The organism is Rhodococcus sp. 06-235-1A (genome assembly GCF_002258785.1).
Classification (GTDB): domain Bacteria; phylum Actinomycetota; class Actinomycetes; order Mycobacteriales; family Mycobacteriaceae; genus Rhodococcoides.
In genome coordinates, this window is record NZ_NOYI01000013.1 from 411,917 (window position 1) to 435,351 (window position 23,435).

21 protein-coding genes and 1 riboswitch are annotated in these 23,435 nt (G+C 65.6%); of the genes, 14 read left to right on the plus strand and 7 right to left on the minus strand.

Annotated elements, in window-relative coordinates:
* The first annotated feature begins 78 nt into the window (after positions 1–78).
* From CH275_RS15020 to CH275_RS15040, 5 genes are all read left to right on the plus strand, one after another.
* On the plus strand, positions 79–360 hold the full coding sequence (locus CH275_RS15020) for a hypothetical protein (RefSeq protein WP_094679102.1): 282 nt from the start codon (positions 79–81) through the stop codon (positions 358–360).
* A 115-nt stretch (positions 361–475) separates the two neighbouring features.
* A riboswitch (cyclic di-AMP (ydaO/yuaA leader) is annotated at positions 476–638 on the plus strand.
* Positions 639–654: 16 nt separating this feature from the next.
* Positions 655–1,209 (plus strand): C40 family peptidase, encoded by a 555-nt coding sequence (locus CH275_RS15025; RefSeq protein ID WP_179276154.1) that lies wholly within the window; start codon positions 655–657, stop codon positions 1,207–1,209.
* A gap of 281 nt (positions 1,210–1,490) precedes the next feature.
* Entirely contained in the window at positions 1,491–2,579 is a 1,089-nt protein-coding gene (locus CH275_RS15030) for an NlpC/P60 family protein (protein ID WP_218828791.1), read from the plus strand.
* 28 nt (positions 2,580–2,607) lie between these two features.
* The gene (locus CH275_RS15035; protein WP_179276155.1) at positions 2,608–3,972 is read left to right on the plus strand and encodes a hypothetical protein; all 1,365 of its coding nucleotides are present in this window, start codon (positions 2,608–2,610) and stop codon (positions 3,970–3,972) included.
* Between the two features lie 22 nt (positions 3,973–3,994).
* Positions 3,995–5,119 (plus strand): glycosyltransferase family 4 protein, encoded by a 1,125-nt coding sequence (locus tag CH275_RS15040; RefSeq protein WP_094679104.1) that lies wholly within the window; start codon positions 3,995–3,997, stop codon positions 5,117–5,119.
* Positions 5,120–5,144: 25 nt separating this feature from the next.
* Here the strand turns inward: CH275_RS15040 and CH275_RS15045 are convergent, their stop codons facing one another.
* Positions 5,145–6,950, minus strand: a complete 1,806-nt coding sequence (locus CH275_RS15045) for an AMP-dependent synthetase/ligase (protein WP_094679105.1) — start codon at positions 6,948–6,950, stop codon at positions 5,145–5,147.
* 236 nt (positions 6,951–7,186) lie between these two features.
* On the opposite strand from CH275_RS15045, the gene CH275_RS15050 reads away from it, so the two are divergent.
* The 6 genes from CH275_RS15050 to CH275_RS15075 all read left to right on the plus strand — a co-directional run bounded on the left by CH275_RS15050 (position 7,187) and on the right by CH275_RS15075 (position 11,851).
* Positions 7,187–7,579: a polyketide cyclase / dehydrase and lipid transport gene (locus CH275_RS15050; RefSeq protein WP_094679295.1), complete on the plus strand. Its 393-nt coding sequence runs from the start codon at positions 7,187–7,189 to the stop codon at positions 7,577–7,579.
* Between the two features lie 130 nt (positions 7,580–7,709).
* Positions 7,710–8,144 (plus strand): SRPBCC family protein, encoded by a 435-nt coding sequence (locus CH275_RS15055; RefSeq protein WP_094679106.1) that lies wholly within the window; start codon positions 7,710–7,712, stop codon positions 8,142–8,144.
* A 35-nt stretch (positions 8,145–8,179) separates the two neighbouring features.
* Positions 8,180–9,400, plus strand: coding sequence for an ArsA family ATPase (locus tag CH275_RS15060; protein WP_179276167.1), 1,221 nt, complete (start codon positions 8,180–8,182; stop codon positions 9,398–9,400).
* A 58-nt stretch (positions 9,401–9,458) separates the two neighbouring features.
* Entirely contained in the window at positions 9,459–9,911 is a 453-nt protein-coding gene (locus tag CH275_RS15065; RefSeq protein ID WP_094679107.1) for a hypothetical protein, read from the plus strand.
* 58 nt (positions 9,912–9,969) lie between these two features.
* Entirely contained in the window at positions 9,970–10,944 is a 975-nt protein-coding gene (locus tag CH275_RS15070) for an ROK family protein (protein WP_094679108.1), read from the plus strand.
* 178 nt (positions 10,945–11,122) lie between these two features.
* The gene (locus CH275_RS15075) at positions 11,123–11,851 is read left to right on the plus strand and encodes a lysophospholipid acyltransferase family protein (RefSeq protein WP_094679109.1); all 729 of its coding nucleotides are present in this window, start codon (positions 11,123–11,125) and stop codon (positions 11,849–11,851) included.
* Positions 11,852–11,872: 21 nt separating this feature from the next.
* Here CH275_RS15075 and CH275_RS15080 read toward each other — a convergent pair whose 3' ends face one another.
* Positions 11,873–13,165 carry a glycosyltransferase 87 family protein gene (locus tag CH275_RS15080; RefSeq protein WP_094679110.1) on the minus strand — a complete coding sequence of 431 codons (1,293 nt, stop codon included), beginning with the start codon at positions 13,163–13,165 and terminating at the stop codon, positions 11,873–11,875.
* An 80-nt stretch (positions 13,166–13,245) separates the two neighbouring features.
* On the opposite strand from CH275_RS15080, the gene CH275_RS15085 reads away from it, so the two are divergent.
* Together CH275_RS15085 and CH275_RS15090 are read left to right on the plus strand one after the other, a co-directional pair.
* Positions 13,246–13,737, plus strand: a complete 492-nt coding sequence (locus CH275_RS15085; RefSeq protein ID WP_094679111.1) for a polyadenylate-specific 3'-exoribonuclease AS — start codon at positions 13,246–13,248, stop codon at positions 13,735–13,737.
* A 45-nt stretch (positions 13,738–13,782) separates the two neighbouring features.
* Positions 13,783–15,168: a class II 3-deoxy-7-phosphoheptulonate synthase gene (locus CH275_RS15090; protein WP_094679112.1), complete on the plus strand. Its 1,386-nt coding sequence runs from the start codon at positions 13,783–13,785 to the stop codon at positions 15,166–15,168.
* 49 nt (positions 15,169–15,217) lie between these two features.
* Here CH275_RS15090 and pknB read toward each other — a convergent pair whose 3' ends face one another.
* Positions 15,218–17,200, minus strand: a complete 1,983-nt coding sequence (gene pknB / locus CH275_RS15095) for a Stk1 family PASTA domain-containing Ser/Thr kinase (RefSeq protein WP_094679113.1) — start codon at positions 17,198–17,200, stop codon at positions 15,218–15,220.
* Positions 17,201–17,395: 195 nt separating this feature from the next.
* Between pknB and CH275_RS15100 the strand changes: the two genes are divergently transcribed.
* The gene (locus tag CH275_RS15100; protein WP_094679114.1) at positions 17,396–17,767 is read left to right on the plus strand and encodes an Rv2175c family DNA-binding protein; all 372 of its coding nucleotides are present in this window, start codon (positions 17,396–17,398) and stop codon (positions 17,765–17,767) included.
* Positions 17,768–17,776: 9 nt separating this feature from the next.
* Here the strand turns inward: CH275_RS15100 and CH275_RS15105 are convergent, their stop codons facing one another.
* From CH275_RS15105 to CH275_RS15120, 4 genes are all read right to left on the minus strand, one after another.
* Positions 17,777–18,745, minus strand: a complete 969-nt coding sequence (locus CH275_RS15105; protein WP_094679115.1) for a phytoene/squalene synthase family protein — start codon at positions 18,743–18,745, stop codon at positions 17,777–17,779.
* 7 nt (positions 18,746–18,752) lie between these two features.
* Positions 18,753–20,396 carry an alpha-(1->6)-mannopyranosyltransferase A gene (locus tag CH275_RS15110; RefSeq protein WP_094679297.1) on the minus strand — a complete coding sequence of 548 codons (1,644 nt, stop codon included), beginning with the start codon at positions 20,394–20,396 and terminating at the stop codon, positions 18,753–18,755.
* Positions 20,397–20,554: 158 nt separating this feature from the next.
* Positions 20,555–22,138, minus strand: a complete 1,584-nt coding sequence (crtI, locus tag CH275_RS15115) for a phytoene desaturase family protein (RefSeq protein ID WP_256991034.1) — start codon at positions 22,136–22,138, stop codon at positions 20,555–20,557.
* Positions 22,139–22,149: 11 nt separating this feature from the next.
* Positions 22,150–23,259, minus strand: coding sequence for a polyprenyl synthetase family protein (locus tag CH275_RS15120; RefSeq protein ID WP_094679116.1), 1,110 nt, complete (start codon positions 23,257–23,259; stop codon positions 22,150–22,152).
* Positions 23,260–23,435: the final 176 nt, after the last annotated feature.

Below are 23,435 nucleotides of genomic sequence, written 5' to 3' on the forward strand. Positions count from 1 at the left end.
ACCTGTCGGTGGTCGTCGCTATCTTTCGTTCGATCGGCTGATTCGGCGGCCGGAAACAGCAAAGAGACAAGGATCACAATGATCATCGACTGCAGTGACTGCCTGGTCCGTGACATCGCCTGCGCGGACTGTGTCGTGACGGTCCTTCTCGGGGCACCGGGGATGCCGGCGAGGTCGGATGGACGGTGGGTGGGACCACCCTCTCGTATCACCCTCGAGCAGGAGGAACTCGGCGCGATGGGGGTGCTTGCAGATGTCGGTCTCGTGCCCACGCTCAAGCTCGTGGTGAACGACGACGGCACCACCGAGGTTCCGTTGTTACCGACTCGTGACACACCGGGAGATCAACGCGCCGGCTAGTGAGAATCCGGCCGAATTCGCCCGCTTCGGCGAGTTGGGGTCGACACGGGGGTATGCCATTTCGTAACCTTCCTGAGACCTTGCGGAGTCTCGCCAGTCCAAACCGGAGTGGCGTCGCAAGTCACCGCCTAATCGTTCACTCGCGAGAGTGTTCGTACCGGGAACCCGATATCTACTGGGGTGAATCCCACTGAGCCACCGACGGTGGCCTGTGGGTAGGGCTGCTCTTCCCAGCCCGAACCCGTCAGCTAACTCGGTCGGCGGACGATAGGAAGAAACGGAGCACCATCTTTCGTGGCGTCACAACTTTCCAACCGATCATTGCGTCGAGTTCTCGTAGCCGGAGCGCTCACGGCAGGCGTGGTCATCCTTCCCGCTGCACCCGCAATGGCGGCCCCCCTCACCATTCCCGGCGTCGGAACCTTCGAGATTCCCGACATCCCGGGCCTTCCTCCCCTCAACATTCCGGGTGTGCCCGCACCGGGCGCTCCGTTGGCTCCCCAGGTCACCCCGGCAGCGAAGGCCGTTCAGGCTGCTGAGTCCAAGATCGGAGCTCCGTACGTGTACGGCGCTTCGGGCCCGGATTCGTTCGACTGCTCGGGCCTCGTTCAGTGGGCCTACAAGCAGGCCGGCATCAGCCTGCCCCGTACGAGCTACGACCAGGCAGCCGCGGGTACACCGGTCTCGCAGGCCAACCTGGCTCCCGGCGACGTCGTTTCGTTCTACGGCGGCTCGCACTCGGGCATCTACATCGGCGACGGCAACGTCGTGCACGCATCCACGTCCGGCGTCCCGGTCAAGGTTGCTCCGCTTGCCTCGATGCCGTTCGACGGCGCTCGTCGTTACTGATTCGAGCGAGCAACGTTCGCTGTGAACGTCCGACAGGGTCGAACCGGGTAATCGGTTCGACCCTGTTGTCGTATCCGGAGCCGGATGCGTGCGACACGCCGGTCCGGTGGACAGCGGGGCGTCCAGTTCGTAATCTGATCGAGACCTGGCCGATGTTTACTTTGTGACCTGTCACCTAGAACCTCCATCGATTTCGGGCCGTGTTCACGTCCGCGCCCGAACGAGCATGAGTAGGGTTCGCTATCGGTCTACTTTTCCAACCGTTGCCTCGCCGAGGCGGCATGTGTGAGGACGGAGAGTCGCTTTCCGTGGCGATATCGAGATCTACCCGAGTGTTGCGGCTGGCCCGTAACGCGGTTGTTGCTGTCACGTTGGCCGCATGCCTCGCCGTGGTGCCGGCGACGACGGCCCTCGCACAGCCGGGATTCGACTCGGCGTCCGACGCACAGACCAAGCTGTCCGAGCTCTCACGTGAATCCGAGCAGACCAACGAATCTCTGCACAACGCTCAGATCGATCTCGACGCCAAGAATCAGCAGCAACTCGACGCGCAGGTCGTCGTCGACCAGAGCCGCGCAGCACTCGATGCAGCGCAGGCGCAGTTGGCGCAGCTGAAGCCGGCCATGGACAAGGTCGCCAACGTCAACTATCAGGGTGCGCGAACCAATCGACTGTTTGCCGTCATGGTCAGTGACTCGCCACAGCAGCTGCTCGACCAGATGTCGGCTCTGGACGTGATCTCGGCGGAGACCGCCGACCAGGTCGCTCGGTTCAAGCAAGCGAGTTCCGATGCCGTGGCGGCCGAGCAGGCCGCGACGACGGCCGCCGATCAGGCACGTGTCGCCGCAGAACAGGCCAAGGTCGTCAGCGACGATCTTCAGGCCAAGCAGAGTGAACTTCAGGGGCAGATCGCCGAGGTGATGGCCGCATACAGTGCACTCACGTCCTCGGAGCAGCTCGCTCTCGCCGGATCGGCCCTACCCGAGGGCTTCGATCCCACGACGATTCTGCAGAGTCTGACTCCCGGGTCCGGTGCCAGCGCGCTACAAGCCGGCCTGACCCAGATCGGCAAGCCGTACGTGTGGGGCGGAACCGGACCGGACGGCTTCGACTGCTCCGGACTGGTCGTATGGGCATACAAGCAGGTGGGCAAGACGCTCCCGCGGTCGAGCCAGGCACAGGCCGAAGGCGGAACGCCGGTGGACCAGAAGGATCTGCAGCCGGGAGATGTCGTGTTGTTCTATCCGGACGCGTCGCACGTCGGTATCTACGCCGGCAACGGCAACGTTCTGCACGCCTCCACGTTCGGAGTCCCCGTCAAGGTGCAGTCGATGGCATCGTTCCCGTACTACGGGGCGCGTCGATACTGAGGTGCCTCCACGATCGACGAAAACCTGCATGAAACCCTTGTCCGGGATTCGCGTCCTGGTCCGATCCGCGCGAACTCGCTGGATCGCAGTCGTGCTCGTCGCAGTGGTCGCACTCTCGGTCGTTCTCGTTCTCGGCGACGACAGCGCTGACGGTACATCCGACGCTGCACCCAGCGATGTTTTCGTCGGCGAGGCCCCACCGACCTACGATCAGCAGCGTCGTGTCGACGTGTCCGTTCTCCTCGACCAGTGGGCCGGTGCAGTTCGCTCCGGCGACGTCGACACTCTGCGTGAGCTGATGGATCCGCAGGCCGATCCGAGCTTCGTCGAGGCTCAGGTGCGCCGGGCAGCGGTGGTTCCGGCCGTCCCGTTCGCCGACTTCGGCTACGACCTGGGCGACGAACCGGAAACTCCGGTACCTGCCTCGATTGCGGAACCGCTCCGAGCCGCCGACGTCTGGGCACCCTCGGTGTACTTGCGCTACGCCGTGACGGGACCGGACGCATCGCCGACGCGTCGGCCGGTCTCGCTGGTCGTTGCCGAGCGGGACGGCCGATGGCGTCTGGTAGACGACGCGGACCTGCCGCAGTATCGACGCCACACCTGGCGTGGGCCGTGGGATTTCGGACCGCTGACCGTGCGCTCGGTGCCTACCACTGCCGGTACCTCGGTGGTGGTTGGTCATCCCGACCGGGAACAGTTCGTCGCGGACCTGGCCGCAGAGCTCCCGTCGGCTACCGCTGCAGTCACCGACTTCTGGGGGGACGACTGGGCGCGAGACGGTCTCGTCTTCGTTGCGTCCTCCACCGAGGAGTTCGCCGAGCTGACGGGGTCGGATCCATCAGCCGACGTGGCCGCGGTGACTGTGTCCGACGCGATTGCGGGCGACGGCTCGCGACCGACCGGTCAGCGAGTGGTGTTCGGTCCGGCTGCCGCGTCGCGGTTGACGCCGTTCACCGTCCGGTCGGTGCTGCGGCACGAGTTGACCCATGTGGCGGCACGGGCCCGGACGGTGGACGGCACACCGTTGTGGGTCTCGGAGGGGTTCGCCGACTACTCCGGGTACCGCAGTTCCGGTGCCGATTTCGGGCAGCTGGCTCCCACGCTCGCCGCAATCGTGGCGTCGGGAGGGCCGCCGACCGTACTGCCGAGGGACGAGGACTTCGGTGCCGGTGGTGCCCGGTCGAGTGTGGCCTACGAGTCGGCGTGGTCGGTGTTCGCGTTCGTCGCCGATCGGTTCGGCGAGTCGTCGCTGCGCAGGCTGTACGAGGCATTGGCGTCGGGACCTGCGTCGGACAGCTCGATCGATGTCGGCCTGACGTCGGTGCTGGGAATCGGCCGTGCCCAGTTCATCGTGTCGTGGGGCGACTGGGTGGCTGCTCGGTCGCGCTGAAGCCGGGCGCTACGGTTGACCCATGCGTCGTACTTTGCTCGTGACGAACGACTTTCCACCTCGCCCGGGTGGAATCCAGTCCTATCTACACAGCTTCGCCTCGCAGCTGCCCGCCGACGAGCTCGTGGTCTATGCACCGCGGTGGCGCGGCGACTCGCACGAGAAGTTCGACGCTCGACAGCCGTTCGAGGTGATCAGGCATCCGACGACGCTGATGTTGCCGACCCCGCTCGTTGCGCGTCGAGCAGCTCGAATTCTGAAGTCGCGAGAGTGCGACTCGGTGTGGTTCGGGGCGTCGGCTCCGTTGGCGGTGATGTCGTCGTACCTACGCAGGGCCGGGGCGGATCGGATCGTGGCGAGCACACACGGTCACGAGGTCGGATGGTCCATGGTGCCGGGCGGGCGTGCGACACTGCGCACGATCGGCGAAAACACGGACGTGGTGACCTACGTCAGCAAGTACACCCGGGGGCGGTTCAGCTCCGCATTCGGTCGGACCGCGGCCCTCGAACATCTGCCGCCCGGGGTCGACACCGATCGCTTCGTCCCGGACGAGGCGGCACGGGCGGAACTTCGCGCGCGCTACGGCCTCGGTGATCGCCCCACCGTTCTGTGCCTGTCCCGGCTCGTGCCGCGTAAGGGACAGGATTTCCTGATCCGAGCGCTTCCGGGGATACGGCGGGCCGTCGACGGTGCCGTTCTGGTGATCGTCGGCGGCGGGCCGTACGAGAAGACTCTTCGCGAGCTCGTCCGATCCACCGGAATGGAGCAGCACGTGGTGTTCACCGGCACCGTGCCCTCTGCGGAGCTGGCCGCCCACCACACCATCGCGGATGTTTTTGCGATGCCGAGCCGCACTCGGGGTGCCGGGCTGGATGTGGAGGGCCTCGGCATCGTCTATCTCGAAGCGTCCTCGTGCGGTGTGCCCGTCGTTGCCGGTATGTCCGGCGGAGCGCCGGAGGCAGTGCAGCACAACAAGACCGGGCTTGTCGTCGACGGTACGTCGGTCGCGGACATCACCGACGCGATCGTGAAGATCCTCTCCGATCGCACGCTCGCCGCTCAGATGGGCAACGCCGGACGCGCGTGGGTGGATGCAGAGTGGCGCTGGGACGTGCTGACGGAGAAGCTGCGGTCGTTGATCTGATGCTCGTCGCCGCGAGCCGGGCCGCCTACCGGGAGTAGATCGACTCGATCTCGTCGGCATACGCCGCGGTGATGACGTTGCGCTTGAGCTTCATCGTGGGCGTCAGCTCGCCGCTCTCCTCGGAGAAGTCGTGTGGGAGCAGGCGATACTTCTTGATCGACTCCGCATGCGAGACGGACTTGTTCGCGTCGGCGACGGCAGCATCGATCTCCGCGACGAGATCGGGGTCTTGCTGCAGATCCACCGCGGTGGCCTCGGAAGCCTTGCCGTGGGCGGACTTCCAGCGATCGAACGCCTCCGGGTCGAGGGTGATGAGCGCGCCGATGAAGGGCTTCTGATCGCCCACGACGACGGCCTGACTGATCAGTGCGCCTGCCCGAAGTCGGTCTTCGAGACCTGCCGGTGAGACGTTCTTGCCGCCTGCGGTGACGATCAGTTCCTTCTTGCGACCCGAGATCGTGATGTATCCGTCCTCGTCGACGCTGCCGAGATCTCCGGTGCGGAACCAGCCGTCGTCGAGCGACTCCGCGGTCGCGTCCTCGTTGCGCCAGTAGCCGTCGAACACCACGGGACCGCGAAGCTGGATCTCTCCGTCCTCGGCGATTCGCACCGTGTTGCCCGGCAACGGACGCCCGACGCTGCCCACGCGTTGGAATCCGATGGTGTTGACGGCGAAGGCTGCGGTGGTTTCGGTCAAGCCGTAGCCCTCGTAGATCGTCACGCCGATGCCCCGGTAGAAGTGGCCGAGACGGGCACCGAGAGGCGCTCCGCCCGAAATAGCCAGCTCGCACTTGCCACCGAGCGCTGCACGCAACTTGCCGTAGACCAACTTGTCGAAGACAGTGTGCTTGGCGCGCAACACGATTCCGGGTCCGCCGGTGTCCTGTGCTTCACTCCAGGCCACTGCGCATTCGGTGGCGAGGTCGAAGATCTTGCCTTTGCCGTCGGAGTGCGCCTTCTGCTTTGCGGTGTTGAAGACTTTCTCGAACACTCGGGGCACCGAGAGGATGAAGTCCGGTTGGAACGTACCGAACGTCGCAACGAGGTTCGGTATGTCGTTCGTGTGGCCGAGTGTGACTCCGGCATCGAACGACGCGATGCTCACGGCGCGGGCGAGGACATGCGCGAGCGGAAGGAACATCAGGGTGCTGCGGCCCTGCCTCATCAGCGATTTCAGCGACGTCTCACGAATTCCGAGTGATTCGGCGAGCAGGTTGGCATGGGTCAGCTGGACGCCCTTGGGGCGACCGGTGGTACCGGAGGTGTAGATCAACGTGGCCGGGTCGGACGAGACGAGTGTCGAAACACGTTGATGGACCCGATCTTCGGTGACCTCGGATCCGCCGTCGGTCAACGCCTGGACAGCGTCGGGACCGGCCGAGTTCTCGATCACGAACGTCTGTCGCACCGACGGTGCAGCTGCCACAACGGATTTCGTCTCCTGCACGTGTGCATCGTTCTCGAGGATCAGCAGAACCGGTTCGGCGTCTTCGAGGATCCACTCCACCTGCCCGGCCGAGGACGTCTCGTAGATCGGTACCGTCACGCCACCCGCGGCCCAGATCGCGTAGTCGACCACCGACCATTCGAATCGCGTAGACGACATCAGTGCGACCCGATCGCCCTGCTCGATGCCCGCGGCGATCAGTCCCTGGGCCACGCCCACCACCAGGCGCTCGAACTCTGCGGCGGTGACGTCGACCCAGCGCTGGTCGACCAGGCGGCGGAACACCACGGCGTCCGGTGAGGTGCTGGCACGACGGAAGACGGTATCGACAGCCGAGTCGGTGTCCGCGATTGCGTATGTGGCGGCGACGGTGAACTCGCGCACGGGATTACCTCCGGATAGAACGGGGAGAACGAAAGTCGATGTCTCGGCTTCACAGACACTCTAGACCCGGGCTCACGGCGTAGAAATGCGCCTCGAGTGGAGCCTGCGGGAACGGCCAGGAAGACGCGAGTGGAGCCTGCGGGAACGGCCAGGAAGACGCGAGTGGAGCCTGCAGGACCGACTCATGAGAGAGGGGGATGCGCACTGTCTCGGCCCGGATATGTGAAGCTCTGTCGATGAGCAGTATTCAAGTTGCGGATCAGACATTCGTGGCCGCACCCGGCGAGCGGGTGGCGCAGGCTTTCGCCTCGCCCGAGCGGTGGCGTCGGTGGTGGCCGGATCTGAACCTGACGATCACCGAAGACCGTGGTGAGAAGGGGATTCGCTGGGCCGTGCGCGGCGGTGTCGTCGGAACGATGGAGCTGTGGCTCGAGCCTGCGCTCGACGGTGTGATCGTGCACTACTTCTTGCATGCCGAACCCACCGGTGACGTCGAGGTGGCGGCGCACCAGCACACGCGGCGGGTTGCCGGACGGGCCATGACGTTCGAGCTCAAGGCAGAGCTGGAGGCCGGGCGGTCTGCAGGTGAGGCACCTCGCCACGTAGCGTCGAGTTCAGCCGGCGAATGAACCGCGCGGTACGGTCGGCCGGTTCACATTGTGCAGCGGTGGATCGATCGTGTGAGATAGATCTGCCATCGGTTCCACGACACAGCGAACGAAGCGAACGAAGTACCCGAGAGGAAGCGGACGAGAAGTCATGGCGGAGAAAACCCAGAGGTCGATCGTCGTCGAAGCCCCACCGAGCCGGGTCATGGACGTCATCGCCGATTTCGACGCATATCCCACATGGGTGTCGGCCGCGAAGTCCGTCGAGGTCCTCGAAGTCGGTGCGGACGGACGCGGTAAGCGGGTGAAGTTCGTGCTGGACGCGGGGATGGTGAAGGACACCTACGAGCTCGAGTACGACTGGGCGGCCGACGGTAACTCGGTGTCGTGGAATCTCGTGTCGGGAGAAATGCAGAAGTCGCAGAACGGGTCTTACTCACTGCGCGAGACCGGCAGTGGCACCGATGTGACATACGAGCTCACCGTCGACTTGAACATTCCGATGATCGGCCTGTTCAAGCGCAAGGCAGAGAAGGTCATCACCGACACTGCACTCAAGGAATTGAAGAAGCGGGTCGAAGGCTGAGCGAAGCTCGCACCGAGCCCCGCACCACGGTATCGCTGTTTCTCGGCAAAGGTGGTGCGGGTAGAACCACGCTGGCGGCTGCGTCGGGTCTTCAGCTCGCTCAGGCCGGTGAGCGCGTCCTGATCGCCTCCGTCGACCAGGCGCACTCGCTCGCCGATGCATTCGCGGGGGACGCCGGGTCCGTGGACGAGTCCGGTGTTCGTTCCGTCACGCAGAGCCTCGACATCGTCGAGATCGACACGTTCGCGCTACTCGAAGCGCGGTACCGGGGACTCGGCTCGCTGATGGCCGTGGCGTCCGCAGGACACGAGCACGGAGTGAGTTTCGGGGCGATCGAGCCCGAGGAACTGCTGGGTCTTCCGGGAATCGAAGAGTTGCTCGGTATGTACGAGATCCACCTGCTGGCCGACGAGAATCGTTGGGACACAATCGTAGTGGATCTACCCGCGTCGGCCGACGCGCTCCGCATGTTGCAGTTGCCCGATACCGTTGCCGCGTACGTCGAGCGGATTTGGCCTCTGCACGCTCGGATGGTCGCCGGCACCGGTTCCGATGTCCGGCTCACCCTCGTGGTGGCGATGATCGAGCGGGTTCTGGCGCAGATCGACTCGGTGCGATCGTTGATCGTCGATTCCGCACGCACCTGTGCAACCGTGGTCGTCACCGCCGAACAACTCTCGGTCCGCGACGCCGAACGGACGCTGTCGGCCGCCGCCCTGCTCGGAATCGGAATCGATCGGGTTCTCGTCAACAAGATTCTGCCGAGCCTCAATTCGTCGTCGATCGGTTTGGTCGGTGCTCATCCGGCTGTGTTCTGGTTCGAGCGTTGGCGGGCCGCGCAGCTCGACGTGGTTGCCGAGCTGCGCCGACGCATCGGCACTGTGCCGATCGTGGAGGTGGAGCACGCCCCAGGTGAACCGGTAGGGTTGGGGCCCTTGCAGGAAGTGGCCGATCGCCTGGAACCGAGCTCCCCCGAACGGCGCGCGCCGGGCTGGGGTGAGCAACCTTCGGTGGTACTCGAATCGGGGGGCGGACTCGAATCCGTGTATGCGATGAGAATGCTGCTCCCGGTGGTGGATTCGACAACCTTGGGCTTGGGGCGAGTGGAGGACGACTTGATAGTGAGTGCCGACGGGAGGCGACGGCGCATCACGTTGGCGTCGGTGCTGCGTCGGTGCGTCGCCGATTCCGCGGAACTCGACGGACCGTTCCTGGTGGTGCGTTTTCGTCCGAACCCCGACATGTGGCCGCTGTGACGACGGTGACCCCGAAAATCGGCGCAACCCCTCCGATCGAGCGATCCGGGGTGCTGCGATGACGTCGGACCATTCCGAGTTGGGGGCGGACCTGCTCGCCCTGGCCGACACCGTGCTCACGCGTCTCGCACCCATTCTCGAGCGTGTCGGCGAGACGCAGCAGGATCGTGATCAGCAGGGTTGTGGGTGGTGCCCGGTCTGCGCACTCGCCGCCTTGGTGCGCGGCGAGAGACACGATCTCGTCGAGCTGGTGGCCTCGGAGGGTGCGGTGCTGATCGCACTGCTGCGTCAGTTGCTCGCCGATCACACGAGTGCGGGGACGCCGCACGCCGCGCCGCACGCCGCGCCGCACGCTGCAGCGACCTCGCCGACATCGGAGGCCGCCGGCGACTCGACCGACGCCGCAGACGTGTCGATGGACACGAAAGTCCCGGGCGATCGCCACGCTGCATTCGTTCCGATTACCGTTCACGTGAACGACTCGCGCGCGGACGAGCAGAAACGTCCGTGATCGGCCGAAAGATGTGGGCAGTTGCCGTGTGGGGGACGGCCGAGGAAGGCATGGACGAATGAAGCGGCACCACCGTAGACTGACCGTCGGAATCGATGTGGGCGGGACCAGCCTGCGCGCATCCGTCGTCGACGCGGACGGTCAGGTGCTCGACTCGGCTGCGGCCCCCACTCCGCATACAGCCCGCGCTCTCGAACGCGGGCTCGACCGAGCTGTGCAGGAGCTGGCCGGCCGTCACGACATCGCGGCCGTCGGGCTCGCCGTCGCAGGGTTCATCGATTCCGAGCGCACGACGGTTCTCTTCGCTCCGCATCTGCCATGGGTGAACACTCCCGTCGCGACGGAGATGAGCAAGCGCATCGGCCTGCCGGTGTTGCTCGAGCACGACGCCAACTCGGCGGCGTGGGCCGAATATCGCTTCGGTGCTGCATCGGGGGGCCGCAACGTGGTGATGGTCGCCATCGGCACCGGAATCGGCGCGGCGCTCCTGATCGACGGCAGGATCTATCGGGGGAGCCACGGCGTGGCACCGGAACTGGGTCACATCCAGGTCGTGCCGGACGGGCGGGCGTGCCCCTGCGGCAAACGCGGCTGCTGGGAGCGCTACTGCAGCGGCACCGCGCTGGTGGACACCGCGGTCGAGTTCCTCGCCGCGGACCCGTCGTCGTCGACGACTCTGGCACGAGAGGTGTTTCTCGATCCTGGTTCGTTGACCGGCCGTCGGATTGCCGGTGCCGCGCAGGACGGTGACCCGATCGCCCAACGCACCATGGAAGACTTCGCGCAGTGGCTCGGCGTGGGACTGTCCATGGTCAGCGACGTGTACGACCCCGACCTGATCGTGTTGGCCGGGGGAGTCGCCACGTCGTCCAGTCAGTTTCTCGCCCGCGCGACCGACAAGTACGCGGAGTTGGTCACCGGTGCGAGCCATCGACCCTTGGCTCGTATCCGCAGCACTCAACTCGGCGAGGCAGCGGGCATGATCGGGGCCGCGGAGCTGGCACGAGCGCAGTTCCTCACCGGAGTTCGCTGACCGTTTCGGTCTGCATCGTGTGAGCTCTGTCCCGGTGTGCTCGATGATGTGGCTGGTGTCATAAACCGTGGGTACAGTTCCTTACGCGGCACGGTTCGAGGGTGCACGACCGCGGTCGGTTCGCTCCAGGGCGAGGCGGCGTCAACGATTTTCCCGACCATCATCAGGGAGCACGTCAATGTGGTACTGGCTGTTCAAATTCATCATCGTCGGGCCGCTTCTCGTCGCCCTGGGTCGGCCGACGATCGAGGGTGCGGAGAACATCCCGACGCAGGGTCCGGTCATCCTGGCCAGTAATCACAAAGCAGTTCTCGATTCTTTCTACCTCCCGCTCAAGACGCCTCGGCGGATCACCTTCCTCGCCAAGAGCGAATACTTCACCGGGTCCGGTCTCAAGGGTGCGTTCCAGAAGTGGTTCTTCACCGCAGTGGGGCAGGTGCCGATCGATCGCACCGGAGCCGACGCGGCGCAGGACGCTCTCAATGCCGGAGTCCGAGTGATCGAAGCGGGCAAGGTCCTCGGTATCTACCCCGAGGGCACGCGGTCTCCCGATGGCCGGTTGTACAAGGGCAAGACGGGGATGGCCCGGCTTGCACTGCAGACCGGAGTGCAGGTTGTGCCGGTGGCGATGATCGGCACCGAGAAGATGAACCCGATCGGTTCGCGCGTCTGGCGTCCGGCCAAGGTCACCATCCGCATCGGAAAGCCCATCGATTTCTCTCGCTTCGAGGGCATGGCGGGCAATCGATTCGTCGAGCGCGCGGTCACCGACGAGGTGATGTACGACCTGATGTTGCTGTCCGGGCAGGAGTACGTGGACGTCTACGCCGCATCCCTGAAAAAGGCTGCACCGGTTGCCGATTCGGCGCCGGCAGCGAGGCGCATTCCCGACTCCAAGGCCAGCTGAATCAGCCCTCGGTCACCGCGGTCAACCGATCGCTGTGGTGGTGCTCGCGTCCTTCGAGCGGTTGGAGAAGCGGATCGTCGCGAGGGCGACGATCGACACCAGGGCCCACCACACGTACGCCGATGTAGCGAACTGGTCGATCAGCGGCCAGCCGAGTCCGCTCCACCGACCCTCGCCGAGCTTCCACTGCGGCGCGTACACCATCAGTGCCAGTCCGACGGCGACCAGAGTCAGCAGCAGAGCACTGCGGCGGCGATAACCGAGGACGGCGAGCACGATGACGAACGGAACCGCCCACACCCAGTGATGCGACCAGGAAACCGGCGAGACCAGCAGCCCGAACATGGCGTTGACAGTCAGGGCGAGGGCACTCTCCCCGGCCGCGAACGCTTTGCGCATCGCCACTGCCGCGACGGCGAGCACCACCACCGACAATGCGAGCCACAGGACCGACCGCGGTAGCTCGTCCATTCCGAGGCGCGCGAGCACTCCGGTGATCGACTGATTCGCTGGGTAGGCAGGGCCGCCGATGCGGTCGGAGTCGACGATGGTCTCGGTCCAGTACTTCACCGAGTCCGACCACGTCAGCGCGAAACCGATGGCAGTGAACACCGCAAAGCTGAGCCCCGAGACCACGGCCGAACGAAAGTCCTTCCGCAGCAGAAAGAACAACACGAACACAGCGGGAGTGAGCTTGACGGCTGCGACGAGGCCGATCAGCATTCCTCGGGGCCAGGGCGTCTTCTTCGGCAGGCAGTCGAGGGCAACGAAGGCCATCAGCACGATGTTGATCTGCCCGTAGTTCAGCGTCGAGGTGACCGGCTCCAGTACGAGCACGGCCACCGCGAACGCGGCACCGGCAGACCACCACATCAGTGCGCGAGGGCGTACCCCGAGCGAGGTGAGTGTGGCCACGACGGTCACCAGCAGCAGGAGCATCGATGCCGCCGTCACCGCGATCGACGCGGCATACAGCGATACCGACGACAGCGGGCTGAAGATCGCCGCGGCGATCGGGGGATAGGTGAACGGCAGCGTGGTACCGGTTGCGATCGGCGGTAGCTGGCCGTACAGATCGCCGCCCTCTGCGAACACCTGACCGCCCAGTCGATACACGTCCAGGTCGAGTCGGTAGTACTCACCGATCGCACGAAGACCCGGGAAGCCGTTGAGGTGATACAGGACGCCGACAGCGGCGGCGATCAGGACGACCACCCTGCTCGACGCGACCGCCCACCTCGGCCATCGGCGTGGCGTCGGCCCGGCCGGCTCCGATGCCTCGGCGACCGGGCGGTTGGTGTCGGGCGAAGTCACAACATTCCCTTTCAGGGCTGTTCGGATCGAGGCTGCCGGTAGGTGTGGGGCGGGTCGGGACACGCGCTAGTGTGAGCCGCGTGCGCTACTTCTACGACACAGAGTTCATCGAGGATGGTCGCACAATCGAGTTGGTATCGATCGGTGTGGTGTCGGAGGACGGTCGCGAATTCTATGCGGTGTCCTCCGAGTTCGATCCCGAGCGCGCGGGCCGTTGGGTTCGACGCAACGTGCTGCCCAAGCTGCCACCGTACTCGTCGCCGCTGTGGATGAGCCGGTCTCGGATCCGAGACGAACTGCTCGAGTTCCTGGTTCCGCACTACGGTGCCGAGGTCGAGCTGTGGGCGTGGGTTGCGGCATACGACCACGTTGCGCTGTGCCAGCTGTGGGGCTCGATGACCGAATTGCCGCGTTCGTTGCCGCGGTTCACCCGGGAGTTGCGCCAGCACTGGGAGGATCGCGGTAGTCCCGAGCTGCCGTCGGTGCCCGACGACGCTCACGACGCCCTCGCCGATGCCCGGCACAATCTGGCGAAGTTCCAGGCGATAGAGGAGTACGCGCACCGCGGGTGAACACCCGTTGTCCTGCAGCTACGGCGGTGCGAATATCCTGTACCGGTGAACTGGACTGTCGACGTACCCATCGATCGCTTGCCCGACCTGCCGCCGCTGTCTCCGACGCTGCGCACTCGATTGGACGATGCGTTGGCCAAGCCGGCTGCGCAGCAACCTCAGTGGGATCCCGAGCATGCCGCCGACATGCGCAAGGTGCTCGAAAGCGTTCCCCCGATCACCGTCGCCGGTGAGGTGGAGGCGTTGTCGGACAAGCTCGCTGCCGTCGCACGTGGCGAGGCGTTCCTGCTCCAGGGTGGAGACTGCGCCGAGACGTTCGTCGACAACACCGAGCCACACATCAAGGGCAACATCCGCACGCTGCTGCAGATGGCGGTGGTGCTCACCTACGGCGCGAGCATGCCGGTGGTCAAGGTCGCCCGCATTGCCGGGCAGTATGCCAAGCCGCGTTCGTCGAACATCGACGCGCTCGGACTGCAGTCCTACCGCGGCGACATGATCAACTCGCTCGTCGCCGACGAAAGCGTCCGTGGCCACGATCCGTCGCGCCTGGTGCGCGCCTACGCCAACGCCAGCGCCGCGATGAACCTGGTTCGCGCACTCACCGGTGCGGGGATGGCCGATCTGCACAAGGTGCACGACTGGAACCGTGAGTTCGTCGCGCAGTCGCCTGCCGGTGCCCGCTACGAGGCGCTCGCGGGTGAGATCGACCGCGGACTGCGCTTCATGGACGCCTGCGGCGTCTCGGACCCCAACCTGCACACCGCGCAGATATTCGCCAGCCACGAAGCCCTCGTTCTCGATTACGAGCGCGCGATGCTGCGTCTGGACAACACCGACGATCACCCGAAGCTCTACGACCTGTCCGCACACTTCCTGTGGATCGGCGATCGCACCCGTCAGCTCGACGGGGCCCACATCGCACTGGCCGAGTTGATCTCCAACCCGATCGGTCTCAAGATCGGACCCACGACCACACCCGAGATGGCCGTCGAATACGTCGAGCGCCTCGACCCGACCAACAAGCCGGGTCGTCTGACACTGATCTCACGCATGGGCAACGGCAAGGTGCGCGACATCCTGCCCGCCATCATCGAGAAGGTGCAGGCCACCGGCCACCAGGTCATCTGGCAGTGCGATCCGATGCACGGAAACACCCACGAGGCGTCGACCGGTTACAAGACGCGGCACTTCGATCGAATCGTCGACGAGGTGCAGGGGTTCTTCGAGGTGCACAACGGCCTGGGCACCCATCCGGGCGGAATCCACGTCGAACTGACCGGCGACGACGTCACCGAATGCCTCGGCGGTGCTCAGGACATCTCGGATCTGGACCTCGCCGGTCGATACGAGACCGCCTGCGACCCGCGTCTGAACACGCAGCAGAGCATCGAGCTGGCCTTCCTCGTAGCCGAGATGCTCCGCGACTGATCTGCTTCGAAGCAGAACAGTCGGTGGCCCTCGGCGCGGGAAAGTCCGCTCAGGGCAGTGACACCACCATGACCTCGGAGCCCGGTTCCACCCGTGAACCGGCTCCGGGGCTCTGCGTGATCACCAGCGACCCGTTGGTGTCGACCACCTGACGCACGTCGATCGTCAGGCCCAGAGTCTCGAGAGTCGTCCGTGCCGACCCGACCGAACGCCCGAGCAGCGACGGCACGGTGACGGCGTTGGACACCTCGAGCACCGCGGTGGATCCGGATTTCACCGTCTGGCCGGCTTCGGGTGTCGTTCCGATCGCTTTGCCGCCGTCGGTCTCCTTGTCGAACGTCTCCCGAACCTCGCCGACGGTGATGCCCACCGATTCCAGCGTCGTCCGGGCTTGGTCGACGCTCTGCCCGCGTACGTCGGGCACCTCGACCGGCGGTGCTCCCTTGCTGCGCAGCACCGTGACCGAGGTTCCCGTGGTCAACACCGTGCCCGGCGGCGGGTCCAGTGCTGCGACCCCGCCGATCGGAGCGGTCGTGCTGAAGGCTTCTCCACCGTCGACGGGCGTGAACGTCCTGTCTCGAAGTTGCTGTTCCATGTCTGCCACCGATGCGCTCGCATCGATGGAGGGGACGGTCGGGCGACCGAGCGACACCAGGAGATACACGGTGTCGCCCTTGGCGATTCGTGATCCGCCGGTGGGGTCGGTACCGATGAGAAGATCGGTGTCCACCGAGTCGGAGTAGGTTCCGCGTACCGCGGCCTCGAGTCCTGCGGCCTCGACGGCGCTGGTGGCACCGGTGGTGTCGAGGCCGTCGACCATCGGAACGGCGGTGTAGCGGCCCGATCCCATCCACCAGCCACCGAAGCCGACCAGCACGGCGAGAAGGGCGACCACGAGCAGCCAGACGACGATGGCTCGACGTGAGCGCTGTCTGTCGGCCTCGAAGTCCGGGAATCGGTACTGCCCACGGCCGGTCGCCGGTGGCTCGGCGGGCGGCACATCGGCGTGTTCCTGGCCGTACTCGACACCTCGGGAGGTCGGCGAGGTGACGACTCGGGTGTGCTGCACCCCCTGTTGCGGGGTCGGCGGCGGAGCATCCCGCACCACCTGGGTGCGAGCGGACGGCGGACGATCACCGGCGGCCGTTGTCGGTGCCCCAGCGGCCGCGGAGCTCAGATGCTCGGCCGAGCGCTTGGGCGCAGGCACACGGTAATCGGGTAACGCCAGCGCCGATGCGGCGCCGCGCAACGCACGGGCCATCTCGTCGGCGTTGCGGTACCGGTGTTCCGGGTCGCGAACAGTGGCCCGCTGCACCACCTCGTCGAACTGCGGGGGCACGCCCGCGATGACGGAGGAGGGGCGCGGTACGTCGTTGTCGATGCGCTGGTATGCGATGGACAGCGAGGTGTCACCGGTGAACGGCGTGCGTCCGGTCAGTAGCTCGAACAGCACGACACCGACCCCGTAGACGTCGCTGCTCGCGGACGCCGAGCCGGTGGTGACCTGCTCGGGAGACAGATAGGCGGCGGTGCCCAGAATCACACTGCTCGACGTCACGGTCGACGCCGCGATGGCTCGGACGAGTCCGAAATCGGCGATCTTGACGTCGCCGTCGTCGCTGATCAAGATGTTCTCGGGTTTGATATCGCGGTGTACCAAGCCTGCCCGGTGGGCGACTGCGAGCGCCTCGAGTACCGGCCGGACGACGGCCACTGCGGCGTGCGGTGGCATCGGACCACGCTCACGGAGCAGCTCACGCAGAGTCCCGCCCTCGACGAGTTCCATGACGAGGAACGCGTGTTCGCCGTCCCGCCCATGGTCGTACACGGCGACGAGCCCCGGGTGACTGAGCCTGGCCACGGCCCGCGCCTCGAATTCGAATCGCTGAACGAACTGCGGATCCTCGGCGAATTTCGGATCCATGATCTTCACCGCGACAGGACGGTCGAGCCTGGTGTCGAGTCCGCGGTAGACCGTCGACATACCGCCCCGCGCGATCGGTCCGTCTATTCGATATCGACGGTCGAGCATCGAACCCGGTATCACCGAACCTCCTCTCGTCGTCCACTCTTTCCGTCCGCTGAATGTGCCGGACGCCTGACGAAGATCGTATCGGTGCCGCGGGCGGCGACCGCCGATCCTGGTTCGTGTTCGGCCCCACAGCAGCTGGCCGGCCGTGCCCGCCGCTTTTGAAGTCTGGACGCCGGACCCGTTAACGTTACCTGCGTGAGTGCCATTCCCTATGCCGACGACGTGCTCGATCCGTCGGTGTCATTGCTGCAGTTCGCCGACGTCGCGAAGATCCTCGACGTTCCCAAGACCCGCGTCGAACAGCTCGTTCGAGACCGCCAACTGTTGGCTCTGAAGCGTTCACGGGTGCCCGGTGTGCCGGAGCTGTTCCTCGACGCGAGCAAGGGCACCATCGTCAAGGGTCTGCCCGGCCTGTTGGCTGTGCTGCACGACGGCGGCTACGAGGACGAGGAAATCCTGCGGTGGCTGTTCACCGAGGACGAGAGCTTGCCCGGCGCGCCTGTCGCCGCATTGCACGGCGACCTGATGCGTGAAGTGATCAGACGTGCACAGGCGATGGCCTTCTAACGCACGGTCCTAACGCACGGTCGCGCGTTTGAAGCCGGTGACGGCGAACTGGGGTAGCGCGATGCGGGCGCGGGTCCATTGCGGCACCGTTGCTCGTTGGGAGAGAACGCGGTAGCCCTGCGCTTCGACCTCGTCCAGAATCCGGCCGTACAGGATCGATGCCGTGCGCATGGACGGCCGCACGCGCGGATCCAGCATGCCGATCCCGGCGTCGGAGGTGCGATAGATCGAACGCGTGACGGCGATCAGGTGGGCCAGGGCCCGGCTGACCCTGGCATCGACATTTCCTGTCGTGCGGCACCACCGCAACAGTTCTTCGTCGACACCGAAGACGGCGAGTTCGTCGGTGGGGAGATAGATCCGATCGCGATCGAGGTCCTCGCCCATGTCCCGGATGAAGTTCGTCAGTTGGAACGCCTCACCCAGGGCGGCGGCGGGAGGCTCGGCCTCGGACCGTTCGACGACGGTTCCCAGAATCGGCAACATCTGCAGTCCGATGACGGCAGCGGAGCCGTACATGTATTCGCGCAGCTGCTCCATCGTCCGGTAGCGCGAGACGAACACATCGCTGCCCGGGATGTCCATGCGCATCGAGTGCATGAATGCGAAGAAGTAGTCGTGTGGAATGTCGTATCGCGCCACCGTGTCGCACAGGGCGCTCAATACCTGATCGGTCACGCTGTGCGGCAACGGTTTTCCGGCCAGGGCGTCGCGCACTCGGGATTCGATCACGTCGAGTTCGACGATGCGGCGCGCGTTGAGCTCGTCCGATCCGACGGCGATGTCGGTGCCTTCGAGATCGACGATGTCGTCGACCATCCGGGCGAATCCGTACAGCGCGTGCACCGCTGCGCGCTTGTCGGTGGGCAGCAGACGGGTGGCCAGGAAATAGGTCTTCCCGTGCTGGGCGTTGAGTTCGCGGCAGATCCGATACGCGTCGTGCAGCGCCGGATCGATGTTGTCGAGTTCTTTGGTCATGGAGTTCTCATGACGTGGACTCGTCACCGGTGGGTTCGGCTGCGGAGGTCTTCGGAGCATTCGGCACGGCACGGTGTTCCCTGGATCGCTCCGACCGTAAACGCAGCGGGTCGACGCGTGTCAACGCGAGGGCGGCCACCACCGCGGCGACGACGGCCAGCGCCACGTGTACGACGTTGTACAGGCCGATCGCACCGTCGGGTTGGAAGACAAGCATGAGCCACGTCGACAGACCGGTCAGAACCATCAGCGTCGTTCGCGACAGTGCGAATCCGGCGGCGATGGCCAGCGGCCACGAGTAGTACCAGGGCAGCGCGGCGGGGGAGAGGACAACGGTGGCGACCAGGGCGATCAGGATGCCCTTGACGGCGTTGCGCTCGGACTTTCGGCCCCACCACCAGGCTGCGGCAAGAATCACCACCAGCGCGATCGAGCAGAGCAGGCGCATGACGTAGAGAACGGGGTCGAGCCGCAGATCGAGGAACCACGAGGTACCGACGGTGACCAGATGAGCGAGAATCGTGGGGAGCGAGAGCCAGTTGATGATCTTGGCCGATCCCGAGAGTGCGGTCAGCCACCCGATGCCGACACCGGCGACCAGGGACGAGACGGCGAACACCGCAACGAAGACGGCGGCTCCGATTCCTGCAGTCCTGGTGAACACCAGTAACGGCGAGGGCGGCGTTCGGCCGTCGGCACGCGCTTTGTCCCGTACGTGCAACATCCAGATCCAGACCAGGAAGGGCAGTGCCAGGCCTGCGGTTGCTTTGATGGCCACCGCGATCGCGACCAGCGCGATACCGGCCACGTGGCGATGTTCGAGGGCCAACACGATGCCGGCCGTCATGAGTCCCACCATGAGCAACTCGTTGTGCACGCCGCCGATCAGGTGGATCAGGACCAGGGGGTTGAGCACTGCGAGCCACACGGCAGTGGTCGCTCGACCGCCGAGGTGCTTGGCGAGCCGCGGAACCGCCCACATCATCAGCGTCAGACCGGGCAGCATGGTCAGGCGCAGGAGCATGGTGCCCGCGATGACGTTGTCACCCGTCACCGTGGTGATGCCGCGTCCCAGCAGTAGGAACAAGGGTCCGTAGGGGGCTGTCGTCGTGGTCCAGACGTTGCTGACGTTGTCCAGCAGAACTCCTGGATTGGCAACGGGGCCAACGCCGTACGGATCGAAACCGTCACGGAGCAGGGCACCCTGAGCCAAATAGGAGTAGGCGTCGCGGCTGAACATCGGTACCGACAGCAGCAACGGTGCCGTCCAGGCCGGAACGATCCAGCGCAGTTCGCCGACGGTGGTGCGGCCGTGCAGCGTCGCGCGCCCGAGCCGGACCCAGGCGGTGATCATCAGCAGTACGCCGACCCAGACGATGATGGTCGACAGTACGAATCCGTGGCCGAATCGCAGCCAGGACAGGTGCATTTCCTCGAGCAGTGGATCGCGTCGACGCACGCTTCCCGCGCCGAACCCGCCGAACGTGATGCAGACGGCACCGACGACGCCGAGGATCGCGGCTTTGCCCTCGGGGCTGCGCAAGAAGTTTCCCGTCGCGGTCAGTCTCGACGGGCGACGCGTGCCGGACGATGCGGAGGTGCCGTCCGAGGACCGGTCCTCGGAGGTGGAGTGCGACGAAATCGATGACATAGTCGCCTGCTCCTCCTCTGCCAAGAATTGTGGTTCCAGCTCTACACGTGAGCCGATGCGTTCTCGCCGGTCGTCGAACGATCATGGTCGCAGCATCGAGCGCGACCGGCAAACGATCGCGCTCAGCTTAGTTGGTCGGTACAGCGAATCGAACGAAGCTACCGCCCCCGGTGTCCTGTCACCCGCTGGGCGGCGAGTTTTCCCGACACCAGCACCGTCGGAACGCCCACACCCGGCGTCGTGCCCGAGCCGGCGAGAACCACGTTGTCGAGCCCGGCGACCACGTTCTTGCGCCGGAACGGCCCGGTCTGCCGGAACACGTGAGCGGACGAGAACGGCGACCCCTCGATCATGCCCTTCTGAGCCCAGGTCTCGGGTGTGTCGATGTGGTCGAGTACGAACTCGTCCAGGAGTCCGGCGTATCCACGACCCTCCATCGTCGTCAGGATTTCGCGGAGGTAGGGCTGCGCCAACTCGGCCCATGCCAGCGGAGCGCTGTCCAGATTGGGACACGGTGCCAGTATCGACACCGGTTCGCTGCGTACACCGCCGCGCACCACCTCGAGGTTCGGATCGCTGACCGACGGCCGGGTGATGAGCAACGACGGATCGGCCATCAACGATCCCTTGCCCGCCTTGGCGGTGATCCGGCGGAAGGTCTCGGCCCATTCGTCGCCGAAGTCGATGGTGTGATGTGCGCGGGCGGGCCACTTCGCGGTCAGTTCCACGGGAACGGTTCCGTGCGCGACGACCGCCGACGGTGAGACGACGCCGTAGCCGTTCCGCCTGCCCTTCTTCGACACCGACGCCCGGTCGAGGAGTCGATCGACGACAGGGAGATCGGCGGTGAGAACGAGTGCGTCGCAGGCGATTCGGTGGCCGGTGGCGGTCAGTACCGAGTCGGCCCTGCCGCGGTCGACGGTGATGTCCACGATCTCGGTTCCGAGTTCGAGAGTTCCGCCTGCGGTGACGAACGCGTCGGCCATGGCCCTGGCGATCGCGGCCATGCCACCCTCGGGGAAGAACACGCCGAGAGAGGTGTCCATGTGTGCGATGGCTCCGTAGACCGCGAGAGCTTTCTGCGGTGCCATGCCGGCGTAGAGCGCCTGGAACGTGAACACGCGGCGCAGTCGGACGTCCTTCAGGAACGTGTCGACGCGCGGTCCGAGTCGGCCGAAGCCGCCCAGCTTGGTCAACGTGGCGGTGTCGCGGATCGCAGCCTTCGAACCCACGAGATCGAGCGGGGAATCGAAGTTCGAGTCGATGTATCGATCGAATTCGGCATCGAAGATGTCGGCGAGCCAACGCCGCAGATCCCGATACCCCTGAGCCTCGGCGGGCCCGCACGTCCGTTCGACCTCGGCCGTCATCGCCTCGGGGTCGGAATAGACGTCGATCGACGTGCCGTCCGCGTACCGCGTGTGGTACGACGGTGACAGCGCTTTGAGTCGAATCGGCGGCGTCGTCGACTCGAAATCGGCACCCACGGCGGCCAGCGCCTCGAGCACCAGATTCGGCATGGTCAATACGCTTGCGCCGTTGTCGATGTCGTAGAGGTGTGAGCCGTCGGTGTCGGACACCGGGTACACGCCGACTCGGCCGCCCACGGTCTCGTCTCTCTCGACGATGGTGACCTTCTTGCCTGCGCCCAGAAGATGCAGGCCGGCAGCCAATCCGGCCAATCCGGCTCCTACTACGACGACGGTGTCGGTGGGGCCTGCGACGGTGCGGATGGAGGACATGACGCTCTCTTTCAGTACTGCCGCACGATGGCGGCGGTCGCCATGGCGCGCAGGTGCGCGGCGGCGTCCGGTTCGATCGAACTGTTGTCGAGTACTGCGACCGCCCGGGTACCGAGTTCGTCGATCTGTCGCTCGACGGCGTCCACCGCTCCGAGTTCGACCAGGATCGAACGGATGTCGGCCACCGCCTCGGCGTCGAGCTCGGTACCGAGGCTGTTGCGGAGCAGGGCTGCACGATCGGGCCGGATCTCGTCCGCCTTCTGCAGTGCCAGCGCGATCAGCACGGTCCGTTTGCCCTCGGTGATGTCGTCGCCCGACGGTTTGCCGGTCACCTCGGGATCGCCGAACACTCCGAGTAGGTCGTCGCGCAGCTGGAACGCGATTCCGATGTCGGCCCCGAAGCTGCGGTACGCAGCGATCAGGTCCTCGTCTGCATCCGCCAGCACTGCGCCGAGGTGCAGCGGGCGCTCGACGGTGTACGCGGCCGTCTTGTAGCGGTTGACCCGCATCGCAGCCGCCACACTCTCGTCGGTTCCGGCCTCGGCCTCGATGTCGAGTAGCTGGCCACCGAGGACCTCGGTCCGCATGGCCGACCACACCGGCTGAGCTCGGCGCGCGGCGTCGGCGTCGATACCCGATTCGCGGAGTAGATCGTCGGCCCAGCACAGGGCGAGATCGCCGACGAGAATCGCAGCCGATTCGCCGAAGTGATCCGAGGAGCCGGACCAGCCGGCGTCCCGATGCCGCCGGGCGAAACCGACGTGCACGGTCGGGAAGCCGCGCCGGGTGCTCGACGAATCGATGATGTCGTCGTGGATCAGGGCGCAGGCCTGGATGAGTTCGAGCGCCGAGCAGGCGCGAAGTACGGCGTCGGCGCGCACACCGGTGGATTCGCCACCGGCACCGAGCCACGCCGTCCAGGCGAAGGCGGGTCGCATGCGTTTGCCGCCACGCAGCACGAATGCCTCGAGATCGGCCACGGCTGCGGGATAGCCACCACCGACGGTGTCGACGACTGCGCGGCGCGAGGCGAAGAACTCGGCGAGCTTCGCGTCCACAGCCGTGCGCAAGGCCTTCGGTCCGGTTGCAGCGGTTGGGGTGTCGACGACGGGCGAAGACAAGTCTCCGGACAGGGCGATCCTCCAAGGTTGCTGTGTGTTGCGTGAGTACCGATCACCACAGTAATGGCCGCAGAACGACTGCACCGACGGGCAGCGAACATCTTTCGTCAGGGATGCCCGACGGGCGTCGCGCGGGCAGCAACCTATGATCTTCGGGTGAGCGAAGAATCCGTCAG

Coding starts and splice junctions, on each gene's coding strand:
- CH275_RS15020 (WP_094679102.1), top strand. CDS start 79: ATGATCATCGACTGCAGTGACTGCCTGGTCCGTGACATCGCCTGCGCG.
- CH275_RS15030 (WP_218828791.1), top strand. CDS start 1,491: ATGTGTGAGGACGGAGAGTCGCTTTCCGTGGCGATATCGAGATCTACC.
- CH275_RS15035 (WP_179276155.1), top strand. CDS start 2,608: ATGAAACCCTTGTCCGGGATTCGCGTCCTGGTCCGATCCGCGCGAACT.
- CH275_RS15040 (WP_094679104.1), top strand. CDS start 3,995: ATGCGTCGTACTTTGCTCGTGACGAACGACTTTCCACCTCGCCCGGGT.
- CH275_RS15050 (WP_094679295.1), top strand. CDS start 7,187: ATGAGCAGTATTCAAGTTGCGGATCAGACATTCGTGGCCGCACCCGGC.
- CH275_RS15055 (WP_094679106.1), top strand. CDS start 7,710: ATGGCGGAGAAAACCCAGAGGTCGATCGTCGTCGAAGCCCCACCGAGC.
- CH275_RS15065 (WP_094679107.1), top strand. CDS start 9,459: ATGACGTCGGACCATTCCGAGTTGGGGGCGGACCTGCTCGCCCTGGCC.
- CH275_RS15070 (WP_094679108.1), top strand. CDS start 9,970: ATGAAGCGGCACCACCGTAGACTGACCGTCGGAATCGATGTGGGCGGG.
- CH275_RS15075 (WP_094679109.1), top strand. CDS start 11,123: ATGTGGTACTGGCTGTTCAAATTCATCATCGTCGGGCCGCTTCTCGTC.
- pknB (WP_094679113.1), bottom strand. CDS start 17,200: ATGCTCGACCGTCGATATCGAATAGACGGACCGATCGCGCGGGGCGGT.
- CH275_RS15105 (WP_094679115.1), bottom strand. CDS start 18,745: ATGACCAAAGAACTCGACAACATCGATCCGGCGCTGCACGACGCGTAT.
- CH275_RS15110 (WP_094679297.1), bottom strand. CDS start 20,396: ATGTCATCGATTTCGTCGCACTCCACCTCCGAGGACCGGTCCTCGGAC.
- crtI (WP_256991034.1), bottom strand. CDS start 22,138: ATGTCCTCCATCCGCACCGTCGCAGGCCCCACCGACACCGTCGTCGTA.